Origin of the sequence: Pseudoalteromonas sp. SWXJZ94C (genome assembly GCF_015864385.1) — a bacterium.
In the GTDB taxonomy this organism is placed as follows: domain Bacteria; phylum Pseudomonadota; class Gammaproteobacteria; order Enterobacterales; family Alteromonadaceae; genus Pseudoalteromonas.
Genome location: NZ_JADYXF010000066.1, coordinates 1 through 15,534 on the forward strand (window position 1 = coordinate 1; position 15,534 = coordinate 15,534).

Here is a 15,534-nt window from a genome sequence, read left to right on the forward strand (position 1 = left end):
TATTTTGTTTAACTCAGTATTATGTTTATTCATGCTCTGCTTTTGGGATAGATAGTGGTTTGGCGATTACTATCAGATCAAATTCAGAGCATGTTTTCAAGTTTTATTCCTTAAGATCCAACCTATGAATAAGCTTTACACTCGGTGTTGGCTGTATGCTATTGATAACGAGCTTATGATATTAGTAACGAGCTTATTTTATTAGTAACAAGCTTATTTTATTAGTAACAAGCCTATGCTTTGACTTAAAGTATTAATATAAAAATGCCCCAGAGCTTTAAAGCACTGGGGCATTTTTTATACGTTTAAAGATAGTTTAAAAACCACTTAAATTATTGAAATACTTTATCAACTTTCATCACTTCAATATTGTTTGCAGGAATTGCTAATTTGTAATCAGCAATTACTTTATCCTCAGCAACTAGTTCCGCTGGTTTTTCTGTGTTGTAAACCATTGGTGATGTTTGCTGCGATGCTAAACGTTTTTGCATATCAGCGCCGTCAGCAGTTATAAACACATATTGAACATTGTCTGTTTGTAAGTTTTCTTTAATAACGCGATTTACATCAGCAACGTTTAGCGTTTTAAGTTTGTTAGTGACGTAACTTACAAAGCTATCTGTATTGTAAAATTCGCTATCAAGTGCGTATCCTAGTTGGCGATTTTGACTTGCTACCATTTGCGGCACAAAGTTAATTAAAAAGTTACGCGTAGCTTCAAAGTCGTCTTCGCTCATACCGTTTTTAATTAGCTTATCTAGCTCAAATAAAGCCGTACGAGTTGCAAAGTGCGCATCGTTATTAGAGCGAAGTGGACGTAACCAAACTTGAAATATTTGTTCAGAGCGGCCTAGGTTTGCATCAGGTTTGGTTTGAAACATACCACGTGGAAAGTATTCAATGTATGCGTAATCGCCATAGTTCATGCCGCGAGTTTCACGAATGCGCTCATATAAAAAGCTGTTAGAACTACGGTGCTCACCAAAGTACGAACGCACAAGCCAAAGGGCTGTCCAGTCTTCGCTGCTTCTTATTGTATCAATAGGAAAGCCAAACGATACTGCGGTCGATTGCGCAGACTTTTCTACAATAGTTGCATGATGACCTTTAAGCTCTGGCGCATCAGGAATACTTAAACGGCTTTGCTCACCCTTTGGTAGCGTTGCAAAATCGCTCATCATTTTAGCTTTAAGGTTTGCAGGTACAGCCCCAATTAAGCCAACCGTGAGTTTAGATTGCGTAAGCTCACTGTTATAAAATGCTTTAACATCATCCAGCGTCAGCGCTTCTAAATCCGAAATATCACCGTAATTGTAACTTTCGTAAGGATGATTTTTATAAAGCGCGCTGTATAGCACTTCTTTGCCTAGCTCTTCATCGTTAGATGCTTTTAAGCCTGATTTAATACCGTCAATCATTTCTTTTTTAAGGCGTTTAAAGTCGTCATCTCTAAAACCTGGGTTTAGTAATTGATCGCTCACAAGTGCATACCACTGCGCCGCGTTATCTTTATGAATACGCCCTTGAAACGACAGCATTTCTTTATCTATTTGATAACCAAAACTACCCGCAAGCGGATAAAGTGCTTTTTGAATATCTTTATAGCTTGTCGCCTGCGAGCCACCTTTTGCAAGCATAGCCGCAGTTAACGCAGCAACGCCTTTTTTGCCTTGAGGGTCGGCAGCCGCACCGGTATTGAATAAAAAGTTAACATCAATTAATGGTGAACTATTGGTTTTATCAAGCACTTTAAATACAGGTGCCGCAGGTGCTTGCTCAAGCTTTGCAGTAAGTGCATTTAAATCAACTTCTTGCTCAAACCCTGGGGCTTTATCAAGTGCCGACATCGTTAATGTGGTACGGGCGTTATCGGTAAAGTATTTATTAGCAACGGCTTTAATATCTGCGCTGGTAATGTTATCTGATGATTTATAAAGCTGGTTTATAACCTCTGGATCGCGCTCAAAGTGCATGTAGCTGGCAAGGGTTGATGCAATCGCTTGCGACGAATCAAGACCATTAATAAAACTGTATTTAAGGTTTGATTTTAAATCACTCAGCTTTTGCTCATCAACAAGCTCAGTGCGTGCTTTTGCATAAGTGCGGTTAATAGCATCGCGTGCAGTGGCTAAATCGTCTGCGCTTTCTACTTTAACAAATACGTGTAATAAACCCGGATCTTTAGTCTCTGGGTTATAGGTAAACATTTGGCTGGCAATTTGTTTGTCGACCACTAGCTCTTGGTATAAATCTGAATTGTTTGAAAAATAAAGTTGTGATATTAAATCAAGTGCCGCTCTGTCTTTTTTGGCAGGCTTCCACGCAGCGCCTTTGTAGGATACAAGTAACCAATGCCCTGGTAGCGCTTCATCTTGCTGGTGCAAATATTTTGGTTCTTGTTGAACAGGCTCTGCCTTAATGTCAGCAACGTAGTTACCTTTTTTCCAGCTGCCCCAATGCTTTTTAACCATTGCCATTGTTTCTTCTGGCTCTACATCGCCCACAATTACCAGCGATACATACTCAGGCTTATAAAATTTAGCAAAAAACTCTTTACCGTACGCCATTTGATCAGGCATCGCTTCTATGTCTTTAAAAAAGCCCATAGTGGTGTGTTTATACGTGTGCTTATCAAACGCTTCTTCGCGTACAGCGCTTAATAATTTACGAACTGGGCTCGCGTTGTTTTTTAAGTACTCACCTTTTACCGTTTGTGCTTCGGTTCTAAATTGCTCTTCGGTGTAGGTTAAGTTTTGAAAAATATCAGCTTCAAGCTCAAGTACTTTATCAAGATGCTGCTTTGAAAAATTTAAATGGTAGTTGGTGTAATCGTTTGTTGTGTACGCGCGGTTATCAACACCTGAATTTTTTAATATGTCTGAATACACATCTTCAGGATATTTTTGTGAGCCTTTAAACATCATGTGTTCAAAAAAGTGAGCAAAACCTGTTTTGCCCTCTTCAACTTCGTTACGCGATCCAACCGATACCGGAATTTGCAGCGACACGACATCGGGGTAATCGGTTTTAACAACCATTACGCGTAAGCCGTTTTCTAGTTCTTCAATTAAGTAATCTTGTGAAAAAACACGATCATCAGCTTTATTTACTTGTTCTTGTTGTGCTGTTGTTTGCGTGCTTTGGTTTTGTTGCATGGCGCAACCTGTTAACGCCAGCGATACCGCTAAGCTGGTTGCTAATAATTTAAATTTCATTGTTGTCCCTTTTTAAATTGAGCAAATTTGTTGTCAGATGTATTACTAACTCACCCTCGATTATGCCCCAAAGCCAATAAATATAAGAGCCCAAAGGGAATTTATTATGTAAACAACTGTGTCAATTATAAATTATAGGAACAAGCAATATGAATAAACATCATGTTAGTTGAAAAACTTTCATTAAATAAATCTATCTAGACGTCTAAATGGCTGCTATATTAAATCCATCAAAACAAACTTAGCTGGAATGAGGATTATGGCTTTATCACTAAAAGAGAAGATAGTGGACACCAACCAAGGTGTTTATCTTATTGGTACTACCCCGCCTAAAATTGGCACCGATAAAGCGCAATTAAAAACCATTGCAGAAAAGCTATTAGGTCGCTTACACGAAATTGAATACGACGGCGTGATAATTTACGACATTCAAGACGAAAGCAGCCGAACTAATCAAGACCGTCCATTTGCGTTTAAACAAACCGTTGATCCGCGTGAATACAGCCATTTACTTCGTAATTTATCTGCACAAGATGTGATTACTTATAAAAGTGTGGCGCAGCGTGGCGTAGGCGAATTTAAAGATTGGCTAAGTGAAACTAAAAACGACTACGATTTACAAAATGTTGTTTTAGTAGGTAGCCCGTCATCGGTAGGCGATATCAAGTTAAGCCTGCCTGACGCATATAAAGCATTGGCTGAGCAATCAGATGATTTCTTTTTAGGTGGCGTTACTATTGCTGAGCGCCATTCAAGTAAACGAAATGAGCACGAACGATTAATAGAAAAAACAGCACAAGGTTGTCAGTTTTTTATATCGCAAGCTGTTTACGACGCACAAGCGACTATAGAGCTAATTACTAGCTACGCACGTACATGTAAAGCACAGGGTATTACACCTCAACGTATTATATTAACGTTTACACCGTGCGGCGGCGAAAAAACCTTAGACTTTATGCAATGGTTGGGTATCTCAGTGCCAGAGGCAACTAAATGGCGCATGCTTGATGCAGACAATACATTAAGCGAATCAGTACGTATTTGCCGCGAAAACCTCGACTTAATACTTAAAAGCTGTGCGCATTTAGATGTACCGCTGGGCCTAAATATTGAAAGCTTAACAAACCGTAAAGAAGAAATTGACGCGTCAATTAACTTATATCGTTTATTAAAAGCCATTATGGAATTAAACCTTGCGGAAAAGCTAATAGCTTAAAGGCTAGGTAAGAGCTAATTAACACCCTTCTTGGCAAGCCTCATGGCTTGCTTTTTTATGTCCATTCTTTGAAAAATAAATTAATAAATACAAGTAAAAATATTCAGCTTAAGCTATTTATTGAAGGTGTTTTTGGTTATTACTCTCAAGCCTTTTTAAGGCAAACCCCATAGAGGAGCACATAACACCAAAAATTATTCCCTCATTAGATATAAATCTAAAGTGAGGAAAAGCATCAAATAAGCTTATTATGACTAGAGATACAATAAAGCCGATACCTGAATACATAAACCAAACTCTTGTAGTTAAGTTTATAAAAAAATTTCCCTTTCTATGTTGAACTTTACATAGATAAATTTGATAAGAGGTAGCTTTTCTTACGTTTTATCTACATAAAGTAAATAATTAGACTTCTCAATATTTTGAATTTAATCTGCTATTCAACTGAATATAAAGATAATAAATAATAAGCTACTTACTCTTAACAAGCCTATTACTGTACAAGTCTGCTACTGGAAAAATCATTTTATAATCGTCCCAATTTAAATTCCCATCTACAATTTTATAATTGAGAAAATGCCTTCTCTGTTTATAAATATCATAATCTGGGTGCCCAACAGAGAAAATAAATGGATGAAAATCAACCAAATATTTATGCCCATCACTAAAATATATCTCTAAAATATGATCAGCTATGGGTTTTGAATTAATTATCGATAATTCCAGCATTAAGCTCCTTTTTACATTTTAGCTTTCATAAATCAGATTCAAGTACACTATCAATGCCTTCTCGCATATCAATTGATAAATGATATCGTTCTGATTCTTCATCGAGCTCAAGCACAACAAACCCACAATTAAAAAACTTTTCAGCTTCTTCATATTGCTCATACGACCAATGAAAATAGCGCATTAAAAAGACTAAAGCTGTAATACCATGTGTACTAATAACAAGACTATCGGTCCAATTATCTTGAGAAAAATCGCGATACAGCGTTTCTAAAAACGTAGAAATTCGATCATATACATCTGCACCTGATTCACCATTTTCTATACGATAAAAAAAGTAACTATGCCTTTTGCGATCTTCATATTTAAGGCGAGCCTCATCTTGCGTATAAAAATTCCCCCAATCTTGTTCACGTAATCTAGGATCTTCTTTATATTTAATATTACTTTTTAGCTCAGAGGTGATTAGCTCAGTTGTTTGCCTTGCTCTGTTATAAGGTGAGGACCACACAGTTACATTTTTATTTGCTAGCAGTTCGTTTAGTTTTACACCCGTTTTTATACATTGCTCTTTACCTGATTCAGTTAAATTAACTAAATGATCAGGAGTATGCTCATACATCCCTTTATCTATGTTTGCTTGAGATTGCCCATGACGAATAATAATAATCTGCTTAGGCTTCATTACGCCCTCCATGCTCTATAATAAATATCTAAATAAGCTCTTGATGAATGATTAAAACATAAAAAAGAACTTATTATTTTAAGGTTATTTCAGAAGAATTTAACCACTGGGCACATAATATTCAATCCCTAATTGATGTAGTTACATTAATTAATAAGTTAAAAGGAAACAGTGATAAATACAATTTTTCATAATACCTTTTTTGCTAATTAAAAATGAATTGAGTAAAATCAACTCAAACTACGTAATTAAATTTTAAACTATTCTTATTACTGCGCTTTTTTAGCAAGCTTGTACGCTTGTTTATTTTTATACATTGCATGGTCTGCATCATTTAATAGCGCTTCAAAGGGCTGCTTTTGTTTATCAGTAAAACTGTAACCAATACTGAGCGATAAATCGCACACATTCTCTTTAAGTAAAGCTTTTGAGTACTCAGAGGATATTTTATCCATGATATAGTTAATTTTACTCTTATCGCTTACTTGCATCACCGTAACAAACTCATCGCCACCTAATCGCCCTACTATATCGGCATTTCTTAAGTGAATTTTTAGGGTATCTGCCAATATAATTAAGGCTTTGTCGCCAACTTCATGCCCACAGGTATCGTTTAATTTTTTAAAGTCGTTTATATCAATAAACATACAACACACATCAAACCCTAAACGCTGCGCTAAGTTAAGCTTTTGCTGAGCAAGTAAACTCAGTGCTCGACGATTATAAATATTCGTTAATGAGTCTAACATGGCTATTTCGCGCATTTGCTCATAACTATAAACAAGCGCTAGATCGTCTTCAATTAAATCGCGTAGTTGTTCTATGAGTTCAAAATATTCATTGGTATAGCTTGTTTTTTTAGTATCTTTTAAGCATAAAGTGCCAAACATTTCGCCTTCTGGCCAATGAATTGGTAAACCTGAGTAGGATTCGATGCCCTCATCAATCACTTCTGGCAAGGTATTCCATAAATCGTTTTTACTTGCATCATTAACGTATAAAGTATTATTAGTTTCAGCTACATGGCGACAAAAAAGAGGTGTTTGAGGAGGGAGTATTGGATTAGTTTCAAAATTAGAGTTTCCTTCGTTGCTTTTAATGACAACGCGATAGCCTTTACTTGTTACCTGAACTATATAACCCGACGGGGCTGAAAAAAGCCCCGTAATAAGGTCTATGGTTTTTTGCCATTTATGCAGTGATATTTGGCCATCCACACCAGAGAATGCCCATTGATCAATTTCAAACATTAACTTTACCTCGGCTATATATTAGCTTCAGTATAGGCAAGAAAACATATCAAAAGCTATTATTTACGGCGTCTACTTGGTTCTCTTTTTCCGGTAATACGCTTTTTATCGCGATCTTTTCGCGACTTATTCGTGTTTTTACGGTTATCTTTTGGCTTTTTATTAGGATCGGGCTCGTAGCCTTCTAACCATTGCGGTGTTAAGCGCGTATCGAGTAGTACTTCTATTTCTTCAAGCAACCATTGCTCATCAATACTAACCAGCGACATAGCAAGCCCTTGCTCGCCTGCACGCCCTGTACGCCCAATACGGTGTACGTAATCTTCTGCTATGTATGGCAGTTCAAAGTTAATTACATATCTAAGTGTTGAAATATCTAAACCACGCGCGGCTACATCGGTTGCAACAAGTACACGTGTAATACCATCTTTAAAGTTTTGTAGTGCGCGGTCGCGCGCGCCTTGTGATTTGTCACCATGGATTGACTCGGTTTTTAAACCGTCTTTACACATTTCTTTAGCGAGCTGATCAGCCATTTGTTTTGTGCGAGTAAAAATAAGCACTTGGCGCCAGTTTTTCATGCCTATCATGTGCGAAACAAGCTCGCGTTTGCGGTCCTCATCTACCGAGTAAATAATTTGTTCTACTTCAACGGCTGCTGAGTTACGTTTATCTACTTCAATTAGCTCTGGATTTTTTAGTAACTTTTTACTGAGCTCAAACACACTGTCATCAAACGTAGCTGAAAATAGTAAGGTTTGGCGATCGCCAGGAATATGGCGCAATATGCGTCTTATTTCGTCAATAAAGCCCATATCAAGCATGCGGTCGGCTTCATCAAACACTAATGAATCTACACTTGAAAGTACCACACTGCCTTTAACTATGTGATCGAGTAAGCGCCCAGGCGTTGCCACAATAACTTGAGCCGTTCTAAGGGCTTTTATTTGTGGGCCAATACTTGCGCCCCCATAAGCTAAAGCACCATTTATATTGGTGCCTTGTGCGTACTTTTCAAAGCTTGCAAATACCTGCTGAGCCAGTTCTCGTGTTGGCGTTAAAATTACAACACGAGCAATGCCTGGTTCATCTTTTTTAGGTGTATTTAAAAGCTTATGTAACAGCGGTAAAACAAAAGCAGCTGTTTTACCTGTGCCTGTTTGTGCACTGCCCATTACATCACTTCCGGCTAAAATAGGCGGAATGGTTTTAATCTGAATTGCGGTAGGTTGAGTGTAATTATTTTGCTCAATCGCAGTTAATAATAACGGGTCGAGATTAAGTGATGAGAACGTAGTGGCAGACATAGGCTTAGCTTTAAAATAACAAAGAGCGCTATTGTACGCACATTACTGTACTGCGTAAATTAACCAGCCCAGAAAAGTGTTTTATCGTGGTTGCTCATTTTCGCTTTAGCGCTAAAAACAATAAAAACCCAATAAAAAAGGCGCTAAATAACAAATGTATTTAGCGCCTTTTTTTAATTTAATACAATTTTAAGCGGGTTTTAACGTCGCTTTACGTTCGTTGTAAAACGCGATTAAATCGTCAACTGTAGCTTGGCAGTATTCGCGAATACCCGAAACCACCATGTGCTTTTCACCACTACCCACTTTAACGCCGTTTTCTAACAGGTTAAAACGTAGTGTAATTTTTCCGCGCTTACCGGCGTACTCAAAACTAGGCTCTGCAAATTCAAGTGTCGGCGCTGTAATATCAAGGTTATCAAGATTGATAAGCATTGATTCGTAAATTACCATCGGACGCGTGGGGTTTATCATTACCTCCTGCTTGCCCATTAATGGAATAATTACATGCGGAAAAGTAGTACCAGAAAACTCAACATAATTCTTTATTAGGCTATTAGTTAGTGCTGGGCATTTACTGGTTTTACCTTCACGCTTTACCTTTAAAATAACTTTTTCGCCATTGGTTACATCAAACTCATCAGCTTCCTCAGGGAAGTTAAGTTTGGTGTTTTCATCAACCATACCGGCAAAAGTAAATTCCATTTGCTCACTAATACCGTAGCGGTCCAGTACCAATGAAAAAAGTAAGTCTCCTGGCGCGCAAAACTTTTTGGCATCTTTGTCGTGAAGTGGATTGTAATCGTCAGCAACAAACTTGGCAAAACGACAACCTTGCTCACGAGAGATAGAAACATAATCAGCATGCTGCTGAAAAAAAGGACTTAACATAGTGTGTTCACTGCTTAAACTGCTTATAACCTAGCTATACTACCAGAAAAAAAATGGAGAGAGGTCGAATCTGTTAGATTAGTTAAAATATAGCTAGGGCGTGTTGATCTTTGGTGACTTAATTTAAAGTAGTATGTTTGGTTTTTAGGCAAGGCAGAGCCTATAGTGTGTTGTTATGCCCAATAACTGTGAAATTAAACTAAAATACTAACTGAGCTAGACATTCACCTTAAGTAAATGGATAAAAATTGAATTTAGGTGATCGAAGTAATTTACATCGGTTTTAATTAATTTTATTAGATTTCTATGTACTCGACGAACCCTTCAGAAATTGGGTCAATATCCAAAGTACAAGAATCAATACCTACAAATTCCCAGCCAGTATTCTTCTTTAGATAACCAATCATATAGCCAGCCATATCATCTGCAACAATTATAATATTTTCATTAATTAATTCGGGGTCCATTATTTCTGAAATTGGTATTGGAGCAGAATAAACCATATATCCATTGCTAGATTCGCAAGCTGAATTTTTAGCAACCCAAGATGTGTAGTCACTAGGTAAGTCTGTATAATTTTCATTAGTTGTTATTTTTGACATGACGACACTCCAGAAATCTAACGCTTTGCTGAGCGGCTAGAAATTGCTGACTAAAGTAGCGAGGAACGAGCAAAAGCCAACTGTTTTTTGTCCGTTTAAGCAACTTTTCAGGCATATTTTACACTTAACTTTGACCAGCTTTGATAAGTACCAACAGAATATAGCATACCGATACTTAAACATATTGCGGAGCTTACAAACCAAAATGTAATACTATTTTCAGGAAACATAGGTATTAACACAACGAATACTACGCCACGGAATACATAAATAGATGATATAAGAACTAAAGCTGTACGTAAAAACGGAAGTTTAATGATTAACCTTGCACCAGATAACCCGTAAATAGACCAAATTGAAAGTACTAAAACCAAAACAGATGTAACAATAGTAGGATAAGATTCTCCTGTCTCTGCCATCATAGCCATTTGCTCACCGGCACCAAAGAAGCGATACCAATCACTACCAAATAAAATGCACCCTAGATGGGCTAAAGCAGCAACTGCACTGAAGAATGCCCCCAACATAAGAGGTTTATTTATACTTGAATCTAACACAATACTTCCTGTATATGCCTAACGAGGCTGTAGAATAACTCCAACAACCAAATTCAATTAAAAAACAAGTTCCTGTAATTTACTCTAAGCGTTTTTAAAGCATTAGGTAATGCATTTGGAACTCATAAAACAGGCTGTTTTTATTTAAAAAAGAGTAATTCTACAGCCTCAACGCCTAATTCAGCTGCGCCGTAGGCGTCTGCTGGAATTTCTTGTTATAACGCTTTCAAATCAATTTACTTACGAATTTTTCAATGGAATCATCTAATTTAAAGCATCCAAAGTCCATGTCGAAATAGTAAATAAAGCCCTTTTTTTCATTCTCTACACCAACACACACAAGCATATCGCCGAGAGTTTCACTAAAAGCGGTAACCCCAAATTCAGAAAGGTATGGAGCACAATATTCGTTTATTTTATCTAACTCTTCATCTTTAAAGACTGATTCGATAACGAGTGTGTCATCTGGTATTTCATTAGCTAAAGTAGGATATAGAGAAACATTGATTCTCTTGCCTACTATACGATGAGATTTCAAGTATGAAGATAAATGATTCATAGTACCTGCGTTATAACGCTTACATAAGTGGAAAATTATAGTTGGCTATAATGTTTGAGGAACGAAAAACAGCCAACTGTAATTTTTCCGTTTGATGTTCTTGTATGGATAATAAACCCATAAATTAATTATTATTCTAACCTGGTTCGGGTAATGTGAGGCCCAAGCTTTGGCTGCAACCAAAGCCTTTTATACAGTAGTTCGATTGATTGAAGGCTCCTCTATTGAGAGACCGGTAACAAGAAAGAATGCTGTATAAACTCCAAGCATTAAACTCGGATATTCAACGGGGCCTCGAGCCCGAATCGCAAGGCAGAGTCAGCTTATTATGAATACACTCAATAATCAAAATGAAATTAACGTCGGTGTCGATACAGGTAAAACTCAACTCGATATTTACATCCGACCGTTAGATATATATTTCACCGTAGAAAACAATGACGACGGTATTAAACACACTATAAAAACACCAAAAAAGCACCCAATAACGCGTGTTACTATTGAAGCAACTGGGCGCCTTGAACACCCCTTTATTATGGCGTGTGCTGAAGCGAATATTCCTGTCGTTGTTGCTAATCCCGAAATTTAAGTTGGGTGTCTGGTTTATTTTCTGTTGAAAGTGAGCTTTAGCGCTTGCTGTCCACCTCAGGGCGTGTTGTTAAATCATTTTATATACTCAAGCATTGTTAGCTTAACAATTACATTAGCATTGTTATCTGTTGCCTCTATTGTAATTTCTCTATTTTCACCATCCGAAAAACTTGACCCCACCATTTTATAACCATTACTATTTAAATATTCTTTAAGGTCACTTTTGATTTGAGCTGAGTCTTTCATACTATGAAATATAAGAGAAATTACCATCGGCTTATTACCGTCACTAGAACTATAAATATAACGCTCCTCAATAATATCTGTAGATGACAAATTTTTAAATAAATTAGGCGCGAGTAAATAATAATCAAGCGAAGATTTAGAAAAATCTCTTCTTTCCGATAAAGATATCATCGAATAGTAAGCACCTAGTAATACAATCAACAACACACTGAAATATATTATTTTTTTTATCACTTATTTTGCCTCACTAAACAATACACCCTGCTTTACGGGGGTAATTGAATTGAAAAAAAGAGGAAGAGGCGTTCTTAAAGGCGTTGAGCTAGACGAGCTTGGAAGAGGATAAATATAAGGGATCGTAGTAGTATTTTTATTATCACCGACAGCCCCATATTTATCCCATATTGCTAAAGCGATGTTTTTGCTAACAGGTTCACAAATAGAAATATATTCTTTATTTGGTTCTACCGCTCGATAAAATCCAATTAGATTTGAAACAAGATCTTCTGCACTAAAACTACTATTGGTAAACTTACTAAACAACCAATTTCCCTGCATAGTTTCGAATTCTTTAGATACGTCAAGAAAAATTGTCAATGCAATTGATTTTTTGTCTGCCAAGCTATTTCCTTTTTTTATATCATAAACTTTCCGTACACCTACTTTAAGATGCTTATTACCCATTTTTTGAGAGTATGAAATTCGGTAATATCCACTCTTCGTTCCATTTTCATTAACCTCAGATTTTATTTTATTCCATAAACCTTCAGCGCCTGTAGGATTTGCATGACCCAAATCAACCCAACCACATTTTTTTGTATAAATGAGTCCATATTTAGCTGTATTAGCCGAAGAATCGTCAATAATATCACTTCTTTTTGTCATTCTGAGTACCCAGTCTAGTTTGATATAACGAGCCTGTAGATTAACTCGTTTTTAATTTATTTTTATTGATGAATTAACCATAGCTGAGTTCCTGTTTTGGCTCAATCGATTGCTGTGTTTTTACGCAGGATATAAAAAAGTGTTTGATATTGTTTTAATTGGCGTTTTGAAAGGGATTGCGGGTGCTTGAGTGGCTTTATTTAGGTTAAAAGAGCTTCCCCTTCTTAATACATTGTATTTTGCAGCTTTTCTATATTATGAACAAGGTAATACAGTTGCCAAAGAAAAAAACATGAAAAACGGAAGCACCAAATAGAAGGAAATAAATCCTTTGATTGGCTTTTCTTCATTAATCATAGCAATAGTCGTAAAACTAGATTTGTGCTGTTTTCTGACACTAAAAATAGTAAAACTTGTTAAGCATATTGAAATATTAGACCACTACAAGGTATCAACCTCAGCTAGTTGGATATGCACGCCCTAGGTTTTTAGACGAAAGAGAAAGTAATTTATCACTAGGAACTCCAAGGCTCAGCAATTTATCATGTGTATCTGATACTCCATCAATTTCTTCACTTCTATGATTCCAATTCCTCCAAAGAGCATCAGGATAAGCTTCTAAAATGCATTTAAAGTATGGAATGTCGATGCTATTAATAGAGTGACCAAGCACAATAATTTTAGTTACATCTCCATAACTTTCTAAATTTTTTCTATGTTTTTCTAGTATTTCATTGACTGGCTTATGAAATTTATCAATTACAGATGTTAGAGTTTGAAATGACTCCTCAAACCAAGGCTCATCTTGATTTGGTTCCATAGATCTGGATTGATTACTATTTCCTATACCATGCCCAAATATCACATTCCATCTGGCTTTACCGTGAATATGTAGCACGTCTTCATCTGGCACTGAATACACATCTTGTAGGGTAGATGTATAATTAAAGTTTATAAATTTAAACCCTTTAGGGAAGTCCATAAATTTAATGGCTTGCTTTACATCAATCCCTTTAATCCAAGCTATAAATACGCTTCTTATATCATCAACCAACTCATTTGTTTTTTGAGATATTTCATCATTATAGCCGTTCACGTATTTAGATGACTCTATCATATCATCCATACTTGGTTCCCATGCAGCACCCTCTCTGAAGTTATCCTCATCAAAAAGTCCTAAATTTTCTTCGAAATTTGACCATTCTTGGTCATCAAAAAAGTTGGGGAAATGAATAAAGTGATCATCTAGTCGCTCATTATATTTTTTATAAAAATACCAATAACTTGTAGGTAAACGATTTTGTATGTCAAACCCATTACCAACGATAACTAAAGTTGCCAACCTAATCTCTCTATTACTAAAAAATGCAAATTAAAAAATTAATATTTGGATAATCACCCAAATATATTGCCCCTCTAACGAGCCTGTAGATTAACTCGTTTTTTTATTTATTTTTATTGATAAACAAACCATAGCTGAGTTCCTATTTTGGTTCAATTGATTACTGTATTTTTACGCAGAATATAGAAGTGTTTGATATTGTTTTAATTGGCGTTTTGGAAGGGATTACGGGTGTTTGAGTAGCTTTTATTTAGAGTAAGAGGGCTTACCCTTCTTAATGCATCGTGTTTTTCAGCTTTTCTATATTATGAACAAGACAATATAGTTGCCGTACAATAAAGTAAAATAAAAAGATATTTGATAGCTTACCCGGTGCAGATCCACAACTCGCCCCACGTTTACTTATTACTTTTGGGAGTAATCGTGCGCGTTATAATAATGTTGCTGAGCTTCAAAAGTACGCTGGTATAGCGCTTATTATTGAGCGCAGTGGTCAAAAAATGTGGACTCATTGGCGTTATAGTTTCCCCACTTTTTTAAGGCAAACATTTGTGGAATGGGCAGGCTTTTCTATTCGTTATTCGTTTTGGGCTAAAGCGTATTATGAGCAACAGAAAGCCAAGGGGAAGCCGCATAACAGCATAATTAGATCACTGGCGTTTAAATGGATCAGGATTGTATTTAAGTGTTGGAAAACGAATACACCCTACGATGAATCGACTTACTTAACTGCATTGAAAAGTAAGGGATCACCGCTGTTAAAATTTGCGGTGGAAAGAGAGCTTTAGCGCTTGCTGTCCACCTCAGGGCGTGTTGTTAGGTTGTAAGTTCATAGAACTCATCGGAATATTCCAACAGATCATTGTACTTATTTTTTAGTTCAAGCAATCTTTTTGCATGATCTCCCCATGGCTTTAAGTTGAACTCAGACTCAATTGCCTTTAATAATTTAATTTCTTCTCTAGTTGCTTCTTCTGAGTATGTTTGGGAATCCATAATTGGAATGTGTAACTCAGGTTGATATTCAATCTGTTCAAGTTCAAAGTAGCCATTTCTACAACCTAAACTCAAAAAGTCTAATAGATTTTCACCAACAATTATATTAGACGTATCAGCACTAGGTAATGTCATTACAATCGGAGATTCATCTAAAGACAGACCTTCCATACAAAGAAAACCAAAATGTACGCCATCCCCAGACGTAGTTGCAAAGCTCAATGTATTAGTTGGTGTACACCAATACCCCCAACATTCAGGATTTTTAAAGAGGTTCAAACCAATAGAGTCAAAAAACAAATTCTCAGAGTCTAAGAATTCAGCTCTTTTAGCGCCAGTTAACAACCATAATTTTTCAAGAATACGAATACCACACCTCTTCAACCTAACGTCTTAGTATTTATACGTTACGTTGTTTGTATCGTATAAATACCTTGTTGAACGAAGCATACTCCTCACTCAA

The 15,534-nt window shown here is 36.4% G+C and carries 15 protein-coding genes and 1 pseudogene; 3 read left to right on the forward strand and 13 right to left on the reverse strand.

The annotated features are described in order from the left end of the window. Nucleotides 1-332: 332 nt before the first annotated feature. Nucleotides 333-3,215 carry a pitrilysin family protein gene (locus tag I6F65_RS19570; RefSeq protein WP_197114500.1) on the reverse strand — a complete coding sequence of 961 codons (2,883 nt, stop codon included), beginning with the start codon at nt 3,213-3,215 and terminating at the stop codon, nt 333-335. Between the two features lie 259 nt (nt 3,216-3,474). On the opposite strand from I6F65_RS19570, the gene I6F65_RS19575 reads away from it, so the two are divergent. Beyond that, complete coding sequence (locus I6F65_RS19575; protein ID WP_197114502.1) at nt 3,475-4,431, forward strand: methylenetetrahydrofolate reductase; 957 nt, start codon at nt 3,475-3,477, stop codon at nt 4,429-4,431. Nucleotides 4,432-4,902: 471 nt separating this feature from the next. Here I6F65_RS19575 and I6F65_RS19580 read toward each other — a convergent pair whose 3' ends face one another. The 8 genes from I6F65_RS19580 to I6F65_RS19615 all read right to left on the reverse strand — a co-directional run bounded on the left by I6F65_RS19580 (nt 4,903) and on the right by I6F65_RS19615 (nt 11,011). Beyond that, nucleotides 4,903-5,160 (reverse strand): DUF2442 domain-containing protein, encoded by a 258-nt coding sequence (locus I6F65_RS19580; RefSeq protein ID WP_197114504.1) that lies wholly within the window; start codon nt 5,158-5,160, stop codon nt 4,903-4,905. Between the two features lie 25 nt (nt 5,161-5,185). After that, a complete protein-coding gene (locus I6F65_RS19585; protein WP_024610707.1) occupies nt 5,186-5,845 on the reverse strand; it encodes a histidine phosphatase family protein in 660 nt (219 codons plus the stop codon). Between the two features lie 269 nt (nt 5,846-6,114). After that, the gene (locus I6F65_RS19590; protein WP_197114506.1) at nt 6,115-7,095 is read right to left on the reverse strand and encodes a sensor domain-containing diguanylate cyclase; all 981 of its coding nucleotides are present in this window, start codon (nt 7,093-7,095) and stop codon (nt 6,115-6,117) included. 59 nt (nt 7,096-7,154) lie between these two features. Beyond that, nucleotides 7,155-8,402: a DEAD/DEAH box helicase gene (locus I6F65_RS19595; RefSeq protein ID WP_024610705.1), complete on the reverse strand. Its 1,248-nt coding sequence runs from the start codon at nt 8,400-8,402 to the stop codon at nt 7,155-7,157. Nucleotides 8,403-8,591: 189 nt separating this feature from the next. Next, the gene (locus I6F65_RS19600; RefSeq protein ID WP_197114507.1) at nt 8,592-9,293 is read right to left on the reverse strand and encodes a DUF3581 domain-containing protein; all 702 of its coding nucleotides are present in this window, start codon (nt 9,291-9,293) and stop codon (nt 8,592-8,594) included. Between the two features lie 296 nt (nt 9,294-9,589). After that, entirely contained in the window at nt 9,590-9,895 is a 306-nt protein-coding gene (locus tag I6F65_RS19605; RefSeq protein WP_197114509.1) for a hypothetical protein, read from the reverse strand. A gap of 107 nt (nt 9,896-10,002) precedes the next feature. Next, the gene (locus tag I6F65_RS19610; RefSeq protein WP_197114519.1) at nt 10,003-10,422 is read right to left on the reverse strand and encodes a hypothetical protein; all 420 of its coding nucleotides are present in this window, start codon (nt 10,420-10,422) and stop codon (nt 10,003-10,005) included. Between the two features lie 256 nt (nt 10,423-10,678). Next, nucleotides 10,679-11,011, reverse strand: a complete 333-nt coding sequence (locus I6F65_RS19615) for an SMI1/KNR4 family protein (RefSeq protein WP_197114511.1) — start codon at nt 11,009-11,011, stop codon at nt 10,679-10,681. Between the two features lie 328 nt (nt 11,012-11,339). Between I6F65_RS19615 and I6F65_RS19620 the strand changes: the two are divergent. Then, a pseudogene (locus I6F65_RS19620) lies at nt 11,340-11,591 on the forward strand (IS110 family transposase); the annotation flags it as partial. A gap of 83 nt (nt 11,592-11,674) precedes the next feature. Here the strand turns inward: I6F65_RS19620 and I6F65_RS19625 are convergent. The 3 genes from I6F65_RS19625 to I6F65_RS19635 form a co-directional block, all read right to left on the reverse strand. Then, the gene (locus I6F65_RS19625) at nt 11,675-12,082 is read right to left on the reverse strand and encodes a hypothetical protein (RefSeq protein ID WP_197114513.1); all 408 of its coding nucleotides are present in this window, start codon (nt 12,080-12,082) and stop codon (nt 11,675-11,677) included. After that, nucleotides 12,083-12,733, reverse strand: a complete 651-nt coding sequence (locus tag I6F65_RS19630) for a DUF4056 domain-containing protein (RefSeq protein WP_197114514.1) — start codon at nt 12,731-12,733, stop codon at nt 12,083-12,085. A gap of 457 nt (nt 12,734-13,190) precedes the next feature. Further along, complete coding sequence (locus I6F65_RS19635; RefSeq protein WP_197114516.1) at nt 13,191-14,075, reverse strand: AbiH family protein; 885 nt, start codon at nt 14,073-14,075, stop codon at nt 13,191-13,193. Nucleotides 14,076-14,479: 404 nt separating this feature from the next. Between I6F65_RS19635 and I6F65_RS19640 the strand changes: the two genes are divergently transcribed. Beyond that, entirely contained in the window at nt 14,480-14,863 is a 384-nt protein-coding gene (locus I6F65_RS19640) for a transposase (RefSeq protein ID WP_331461426.1), read from the forward strand. 28 nt (nt 14,864-14,891) lie between these two features. Here the strand turns inward: I6F65_RS19640 and I6F65_RS19645 are convergent, their stop codons facing one another. Then, nucleotides 14,892-15,455 (reverse strand): hypothetical protein, encoded by a 564-nt coding sequence (locus tag I6F65_RS19645; RefSeq protein WP_197114518.1) that lies wholly within the window; start codon nt 15,453-15,455, stop codon nt 14,892-14,894. Nucleotides 15,456-15,534: the final 79 nt, after the last annotated feature.